Source organism: Pseudomonas sp. (genome assembly GCF_035277045.1).
Lineage (GTDB): Bacteria > Pseudomonadota > Gammaproteobacteria > Pseudomonadales > Pseudomonadaceae > Aquipseudomonas.
Window position 1 is genome coordinate 127,794 of the sequence record NZ_DATELE010000167.1, and the last position, 8,046, is coordinate 135,839.

General features: G+C 65.1%; 7 protein-coding genes. 6 read left to right on the plus strand and 1 reads right to left on the minus strand.

Annotation, left to right across the window (positions count from 1 at the left end; all coding sequences use genetic code 11):
* Positions 1-120: 120 nt before the first annotated feature.
* Together VJS90_RS08615 and VJS90_RS08620 are read left to right on the plus strand one after the other, a co-directional pair.
* On the plus strand, positions 121-351 hold the full coding sequence (locus VJS90_RS08615) for a hypothetical protein (RefSeq protein ID WP_324120982.1): 231 nt from the start codon (positions 121-123) through the stop codon (positions 349-351).
* Positions 348-650 (plus strand): cell division protein ZapA, encoded by a 303-nt coding sequence (locus VJS90_RS08620; RefSeq protein ID WP_324120984.1) that lies wholly within the window; start codon positions 348-350, stop codon positions 648-650. The genes VJS90_RS08615 and VJS90_RS08620 overlap by 4 nt, the downstream gene beginning before the upstream one ends.
* A gap of 162 nt (positions 651-812) precedes the next feature.
* Here VJS90_RS08620 and VJS90_RS08625 read toward each other — a convergent pair whose 3' ends face one another.
* On the minus strand, positions 813-1,853 hold the full coding sequence (locus tag VJS90_RS08625; protein ID WP_324120986.1) for a low specificity L-threonine aldolase: 1,041 nt from the start codon (positions 1,851-1,853) through the stop codon (positions 813-815).
* Between the two features lie 349 nt (positions 1,854-2,202).
* Between VJS90_RS08625 and VJS90_RS08630 the strand changes: the two genes are divergently transcribed.
* The 4 genes from VJS90_RS08630 to VJS90_RS08645 form a co-directional block, all read left to right on the plus strand.
* Entirely contained in the window at positions 2,203-3,456 is a 1,254-nt protein-coding gene (locus tag VJS90_RS08630) for a serine hydroxymethyltransferase (protein ID WP_324120988.1), read from the plus strand.
* A 15-nt stretch (positions 3,457-3,471) separates the two neighbouring features.
* Complete coding sequence (locus tag VJS90_RS08635; RefSeq protein WP_324120990.1) at positions 3,472-4,722, plus strand: sarcosine oxidase subunit beta family protein; 1,251 nt, start codon at positions 3,472-3,474, stop codon at positions 4,720-4,722.
* 14 nt (positions 4,723-4,736) lie between these two features.
* Positions 4,737-5,072: a sarcosine oxidase subunit delta gene (locus VJS90_RS08640; protein WP_324120992.1), complete on the plus strand. Its 336-nt coding sequence runs from the start codon at positions 4,737-4,739 to the stop codon at positions 5,070-5,072.
* Positions 5,069-8,046: sarcosine oxidase subunit alpha (locus VJS90_RS08645; RefSeq protein ID WP_324120994.1), on the plus strand; the 2,978-nt coding region annotated here is incomplete at its 3' end. The genes VJS90_RS08640 and VJS90_RS08645, both read left to right, overlap by 4 nt.

The following is an 8,046-nucleotide window of genomic DNA, read 5'->3' on the forward strand; positions in this document are numbered from 1 at the left end:
ACAACAACGGCATCCGCCGGTCAATCTGCACCAGGCCAAGGCCTCTACTCCCGATATCCCTGGCGAGGGCGCAAGGTTTTCTTTATCGTGTTCGCCCTTTGCACCAACCGAGAAAGTCCCATGCTGGAATCATCCCTGAATCAACTCGAGCAACTGGTTACCGACCTGGTACAGAAGAACACCCAACTGGGCGAGCAGAACGAGCGTCTGGCCCGTGAACTGGCCCAGTCCAAGGAAGAAAACGACAGCCTGCAGCTGAGCCTGATGGAGCAGGAAGAGAAGAACGGCGCCACCGCCGCGCGTATCCAGGCCCTGGTCGAGCGCGCCAGCGCCGGCGCCGTCAGCGCATGAAACTGCAAGCGCAGCCGATCAATGTCGTGTCGATCCTGGGCAGCGACTATTCGATCAAGGCGCCCGAAGGCCAGGAGCAGGCACTGGCGCAGGCCGTGCAGATGCTCAACGCCTCGCTCGCCGACACCAAGCGCCTGTACCCGACCCTGATCGGTGACAAGCTGCTGGTGCTGGCGGCGCTCAACCTGTGCTCGAAGCAGATCGACCTGCAACGCGAGCACCAGGAGACGCTGGAGCGTTATCAGGAGCAGGTCAGCGCCACGGTTGATGTGATTGCCCGGACGATCGGGGAGACCTGATCGTCCTGTGGCGCCCCCATTCGCTGGGACGCCTAACCGCAGTTCCACAGGTACCGCGTTGCCCCTTCGCTGGCAAGCCAGCTCCCACAGCTCCAGCGGTGACCGTGAGAACGACGCTGGGCCTGTGGGAGCTGGCTTGCCAGCGAAGGGGGCAACGCGGTATCAGGCCCCCAATACCGCCCGAATATCCGCCGCCAACGCCCGCACCCGCTCCTCCTCCGTGTCCCACGAACACATGAACCGCGCCCCACCGCTGCCAATGAAGGTATAGAAGCGCCAGCCCTTGCCCCGCAGCGCCTCGATCGCCGCTTCCGGCATCTGCAGGAACACCCCGTTGGCCTCCACCGGGAACATCAGCTCCACCCCAGGCACGTCCTTGACCAGCGCCGCCAGCAACTGCGCGCAATGGTTGGCATGCGCTCCATGGCGCAGCCACGCGCCGTCTTCGAGCAACCCGACCCAAGGCGCCGACAGGAAACGCATCTTCGACGCCAGTTGCCCAGCCTGCTTGCAGCGGTAGTCGAAGTCATCGGCCAGGGCGCGGTTGAAGAACAGGATCGCCTCGCCTACCGCCATGCCGTTCTTGGTCCCGCCAAAGCACAGCACATCGACCCCGGACTTCCAGGTCAGCTCGGCCGGCGTGCAGCCCAGAAACGCGCAGGCATTGCTGAACCTGGCGCCGTCCATGTGCAGGTTCAGGCCCAGCTCCTTGCAGGTGGCGCTGATGGCCTTGAGCTCGTCCGGGCGATAGACGCTGCCGACCTCGGTGGCCTGGGTGAGCGTCACCACGCGCGGCTTGGGGAAATGGATGTCCTGGCGCTTGAGGGCCACTTCGCGGATCGACTCGGGTGTCAGCTTGCCCTCGACGCTGCGCGCGGTCAGCAGCTTGGAGCCGTTGGAGAAGAACTCCGGCGCGCCGCATTCGTCGGTCTCGACGTGGGCGGTCTCCGAGCAGATCACGCTGTGGTAGCTCTGGCACAGCGAGGCCAGGGCCAGGGAGTTGGCCGCCGTGCCGTTGAAGGCGAAGAACACCTCGCAATCGGTTTCGAACAGCTGGCGGAAGTATTCCGAGGCCCGCGCCGTCCATTGGTCGTCGCCGTAGGCACGGTCGTGGCCGTGGTTGGCCTGCTCCATGGCCGCCCAGGCTTCGGGGCAGATACCGGAATAGTTGTCGCTGGCGAATTGTTGGCTTTTATCTGTCATGACACTGTCCTGTGAACGACGCAGGAAAGCACTCTAAACCATCGATCCAGCGGTTGCCTATACAACCTGAGACACCGCCGACCCTGTGGGAGCTGGCTTGCCAGCGAATCTCCCGAACACCCCCGTGGTAAAGGTGTTGCCCGTGCCGGCCATTCGCTGGCAAGCCAGCTCCCACAGGTTTCGCGGCGGTCTTGTGAAGCATCCGTTCGGAAGCGTTTCACACCAATGTCGTAAACGCGCCATTGCAAGGCGTGCGCAGGCATCTGGGCGCCCCGTGCCAGTCATACCATCGCTGCAAAGGGTCATTGAACCCTACAGACAAGAAATGATCGCTGCCGGGAGAGAGACAATGTTCAGCAAGCAAGACCAGATCCAGGGTTACGACGACGCACTGCTGGCGGCGATGAATGCCGAGGACCAGCGCCAGGAAGATCACATCGAGCTGATCGCCTCGGAAAACTACACCAGCAAGCGCGTCATGCAGGCCCAGGGCAGCGGCCTCACCAACAAGTACGCCGAAGGCTATCCAGGCAAGCGCTACTACGGTGGCTGCGAGCACGTCGACAAGGTCGAGCAGTTGGCCATCGACCGCGCCAAGCAGCTGTTCGGCGCCGACTACGCCAACGTCCAGCCGCACTCGGGCTCCTCGGCCAACAGCGCCGTGTACCTGGCCCTGCTGCAACCTGGTGACACCCTCTTGGGCATGAGCCTGGCCCACGGCGGTCACCTGACCCACGGTGCCAAGGTATCGTCCTCTGGCAAGCTGTACAACGCTGTGCAGTACGGCATCAACACCGACACCGGCCTGATCGACTACGACGAAGTCGAGCGCCTGGCTGTCGAGCACAAGCCGAAGATGATCGTCGCCGGCTTCTCGGCCTACTCCAAGACCCTCGACTTCCCACGCTTCCGCGCCATCGCCGACAAGGTCGGCGCGCTGCTGTTCGTCGACATGGCCCACGTGGCCGGCCTGGTTGCCGCCGGCCTGTACCCTAACCCGATTCCCTTCGCCGACGTGGTCACCACCACCACTCACAAGACCCTGCGCGGTCCACGTGGCGGGCTGATCCTGGCCAAGTCCAACGAAGCGATCGAGAAGAAGCTCAACGCCGCGGTATTCCCCGGCGCCCAGGGCGGCCCGCTGATGCACGTCATCGCCGCCAAGGCCGTGTGCTTCAAGGAAGCCCTCGAGCCTGGCTTCAAGGCCTACCAGCAGCAGGTCATCGACAACGCCCAGGCCATGGCCAAGGTGTTCATCGACCGCGGCTACGACGTGGTCTCCGAAGGCACCGACAACCACCTGTTCCTGGTCAGCCTGATCCGCCAGGGCCTGACCGGCAAGGACGCCGATGCCGCCCTGGGCCGCGCTCACATCACCGTCAACAAGAACGCCGTGCCGAACGACCCGCAGTCGCCGTTCGTTACCTCGGGCCTGCGCATCGGTACCCCGGCAGTCACCACCCGCGGCTTCAAGGTTGCCCAGTGCGTCGCGCTGGCCGGCTGGATCTGCGACATCCTCGACAACCTCGGCGATGCCGATGTCGAGGCTGACGTGGCGAAGAATGTCTCGGCCCTGTGCGCAGATTTCCCGGTTTACCGCTGAGTGGAGTAACCAGTCATGAAACGCTATTCAGGCTTCGGCCTTTTCAAACACTCCCTCAGCCACCACGAGAACTGGCAGCGCATGTGGCGCACGCCAACGCCGAAGAAGGTCTACGACGTGGTCATCGTCGGCGGCGGCGGCCATGGCCTGGCCACGGCCTACTACCTGGCCAAGGTCCACGGCATCACCAACGTGGCCGTGGTCGAGAAGGGCTGGCTGGGCGGCGGCAACACCGCCCGCAACACCACCATCGTGCGTTCCAACTACCTGTGGGATGAATCCGCGCAGCTGTACGAACACGCCATGAAACTGTGGGAAGGGCTGAGCCAGGACATCAACTACAACGTGATGTTCTCCCAGCGCGGCGTCTACAACCTGTGCCACACCCTGCAGGACATGCGTGACTCCGAGCGCCGCGTGAACGCCAACCGCCTGAACGGTATCGACGGCGAGCTGCTCAACACCGCGCAGGTGGCCGAGGAAGTCCCGTACCTGGACTGCTCGAAGAACACCCGCTACCCGATCCTGGGCGCCACCGTGCAGCGTCGCGGCGGCGTGGCCCGTCACGACGCCGTGGCCTGGGGCTATGCCCGCGCCGCCGACGCCCTGGGCGTCGACCTGATCCAGCAGACCGAAGTGATCGGCTTCCGCAAGGAAAACGGCGCGGTCATTGGCGTGGAGACCAACAAAGGCTTCATCGGCGCCAAGCGCGTCGGCGTGGTCACCGCCGGTAACTCGGGGCACATGGCGCGCCTGGCGGGCTTCCGCCTGCCGCTTGAATCGCACCCGTTGCAGGCCCTGGTTTCAGAGCCGATCAAGCCGATCATCGACAGCGTGATCATGTCCAACGCCGTGCATGGCTACATCAGCCAGTCCGACAAGGGCGACCTGGTCATCGGCGCCGGCATCGACGGCTTCGTCGGCTACGGCCAGCGCGGCGGCTACCCGATCATCGAGCACACCCTGCAGGCGATCGTCGAGATGTTCCCGATCCTCTCGCGCGTGCGCATGAACCGCCAGTGGGGCGGCATCGTCGACACCTCGCCCGACGCCTGCCCGATCATCTCCAAGACCCCGGTCAAGAACATGTTCTTCAACTGCGGCTGGGGCACCGGCGGCTTCAAGGCCACCCCGGGTTCGGGCCACGTCTTCGCGGCGAGCCTGGCCAAGGGCGAAATGCACCCACTGGCCGCTCCGTTTTCCATCGAGCGTTTCCACCACGGCGCGCTTATCGACGAACACGGCGCTGCCGCCGTCGCCCACTAACAGGAGAATTCCTCATGTTGCATATCTTCTGTCCACACTGCGGCGAGCTGCGCTCCGAAGAAGAGTTCCACTGCGCCGGGCAAGCCCACATCGCCCGTCCGCTGGACGCCAATGCCTGCACCGATGCCGAGTGGGGCGAGTACATGTTCTTCCGTGACAACCCGCGCGGCCTGCACCACGAACTGTGGGACCACGTCGCCGGCTGCCGCCAGTACTTCAACGCGACCCGCAACACCGAAACCTACGAGATTCTGGAAACCTACAAGATCGGTGAAAAGCCGAAGGTGCCCGCTCGCGAACACACACCCGCGCATTCGGCGGCCGTCAACGAACGGGGAGAAAACGTATGAGCCAGACCTATCGCCTCTCCAGCGGCGGCCGCATCGACCGCAGCAAGGTGCTGTCGTTCACCTTCAACGGCAAGACCTACCAGGGCTATGCCGGTGACAGCCTGGCCGCGGCCCTGCTGGCCAACGGCGTGGACATCGTCGGGCGCAGCTTCAAGTACTCGCGTCCGCGCGGCATCATCGCCGCCGGTGCCGAGGAGCCGAACGCGATCCTGCAGATCGGTTCGAGCGAAGCCACCCAGATCCCTAACGTGCGTGCCACCCAGCAAGCCCTGTACTCGGGCCTGGTCGCCACCAGCACCAACGGCTGGCCGAACGTCAACAACGACATGATGGGCATCATCGGCAAGGTCGGCGGCAGCATGATGCCGCCCGGGTTCTACTACAAGACCTTCATGTATCCCAAGTCGTTCTGGATGACCTACGAGAAGTACATCCGCAAGGCGGCAGGCCTCGGCCGTTCGCCGTTGCAGAACGACCCGGACACCTACGACTACATGAACCAGCACTGCGACGTGCTGGTGGTCGGCGCAGGTCCCGCGGGCCTGGCCGCTGCCCTGGCCGCTGGCCGCAGCGGTGCCCGTGTGATCCTGGCCGATGAACAGGAAGAGTTCGGTGGCAGCCTGCTCGACAGCCGCGAGACCCTCGACGGCAAGCCTGCCGCTGACTGGGTCGTCGCCGTGCTCGCCGAGCTCGAGAGCCTGCCCGAAGTGACCCTGCTGCCACGCGCCACGGTCAACGGCTACCACGACCACAACTTCCTGACCATCCACGAGCGCCTGACCGATCACCTCGGTGACCGCGCCCCGATCGGCCAGGTTCGCCAACGCATCCACCGTGTCCGCGCCAAGCGCGTGGTACTGGCCACCGGCGCCCACGAGCGTCCGCTGGTCTACGGCAACAACGACGTGCCGGGCAACATGGTTGCCGGCGCGGTATCGACCTACGTGCGCCGCTACGGCGTGGCGCCGGGCCGCAAGCTGGTGCTGTCGACCAACAACGACCACGCCTACCGCACCGCCCTGGACTGGCATGACGCCGGCCTGCAAGTGGTCGCCATCGCTGACGCGCGGCACAACCCGCGTGGCTCGCTGGTCGAGGAAGCGCGCGCCAAGGGCATCCGCATCCTCACCTCCAGCGCCGTGATCGAAGCCCGTGGCAGCAAGCATGTCACCGCTGCCCGCGTGGCCGCGATCGATGCGAAAGCGCACAAGGTCACCAGCCCCGGCGAATGGCTGGAGTGCGACCTGGTCGCGACCTCTGGCGGCTACAGCCCGGTGGTTCACCTGGCCTCGCACCTGGGTGGCCGTCCGGTCTGGCGTGAGGACATCCTGGGCTTCGTGCCCGGCGATGCGCCACAGAAACGCGTCTGTGTCGGCGGCATCAATGGCATCTACGCCTTGGGCGACAGCCTGGCCGATGGCTTTGAAGGCGGCGTGCGCGCAGCCACCGAAGCGGGCTTCAAGGCCACCACCGGCAGCCTGCCAAAAGTGGTGGCACGCAAGGAAGAGGCCACCGTGGCGCTGTTCCAGGTGCCTCACGACAAGAACACCAACCGTGCGCCCAAGCAGTTCGTCGACCAGCAGAACGACGTCACCGCTGCCGGTATCGAACTGGCGACCCGCGAAGGCTTCGAGTCGGTCGAGCACGTCAAGCGCTACACCGCGCTGGGCTTCGGCACCGACCAGGGCAAGCTGGGCAACATCAACGGCCTGGCCATCGCCGCCCGTTCGATGGGCGTCACCATCCCCCAGATGGGCACCACCATGTTCCGCCCCAACTACACGCCGATCACCTTCGGTGCGATCGCCGGGCGTCACTGTGGCCATCTGTTCGAGCCCGTGCGCTTCACCGCGCTGCATGCCTGGCACGTGAAGAACGGCGCCGAGTTCGAGGACGTCGGCCAGTGGAAGCGCCCTTGGTACTTCCCTAAAGCCGGTGAAGACATCCACGCCGCCGTGGCCCGCGAGTGCAAGGCCGTGCGCGACAGCGTCGGCCTGCTCGACGCCTCGACCCTGGGCAAGATCGACATCCAGGGCCCGGATGCCCGCGAGTTCCTCAACCGCGTGTACACCAACGCCTGGACCAAGCTCGACGTGGGCAAGGCCCGCTACGGCCTGATGTGCAAGGAAGACGGCATGGTCTTCGACGACGGCGTGACCGCCTGCGTCGGCGAGAACCATTTCATCATGACCACCACCACCGGCGGCGCGGCCCGCGTGCTGCAGTGGCTGGAACTGTACCTGCAGACCGAGTGGCCGGACCTGAAGGTGTACTTCACCTCGGTCACCGACCACTGGGCGACCCTGACCCTGTCCGGCCCGAACAGCCGCAAGCTGCTCAGCGAAGTCACCGACATCGACTTGGACAAGGAAGCCTTCCCGTTCATGACCTGGAAGGAAGGCCTGGTGGCTGGCGTGCCGGCCCGGGTGTTCCGGATCTCGTTCACCGGCGAGCTGTCGTACGAGGTGAACATCCAGGCCAACTACGCCATGGGCGTCCTGGAAAAGATCGTCGAGGCAGGCAAGAAGTACAACCTGACCCCGTACGGCACCGAGACCATGCACGTGCTGCGCGCCGAGAAGGGGTACCCGATCATCGGCCAGGACACCGACGGCACCGTCAGCCCGCAGGACCTCGGCATGTCCTGGGTGGTGTCGAAGAAGAAGGCCGACTTCGTCGGCAAGCGCTCGTTCAGCCGCGCCGACACCGCCCGGTCCGACCGCAAGCACCTGGTCTCGCTGCTGCCCGACGACCGGTCGTTCCTGCTGCCCGAAGGTGCGCACGTGGTGGCCGGCGGTGTCCCCTTGGGACACGTCACGTCGAGCTACCACAGCGCGGCACTGGGCCGTACCTTCGCGTTGGCGCTGGTGCGCGACGGCCGCAACCGGATCGGGGACCGGCTGATGGCGGCCGGGGAACCGTACGGAATAACTCCGTACGGCACCGAGACCATGCACGTGCTGCGCGCGGAGAA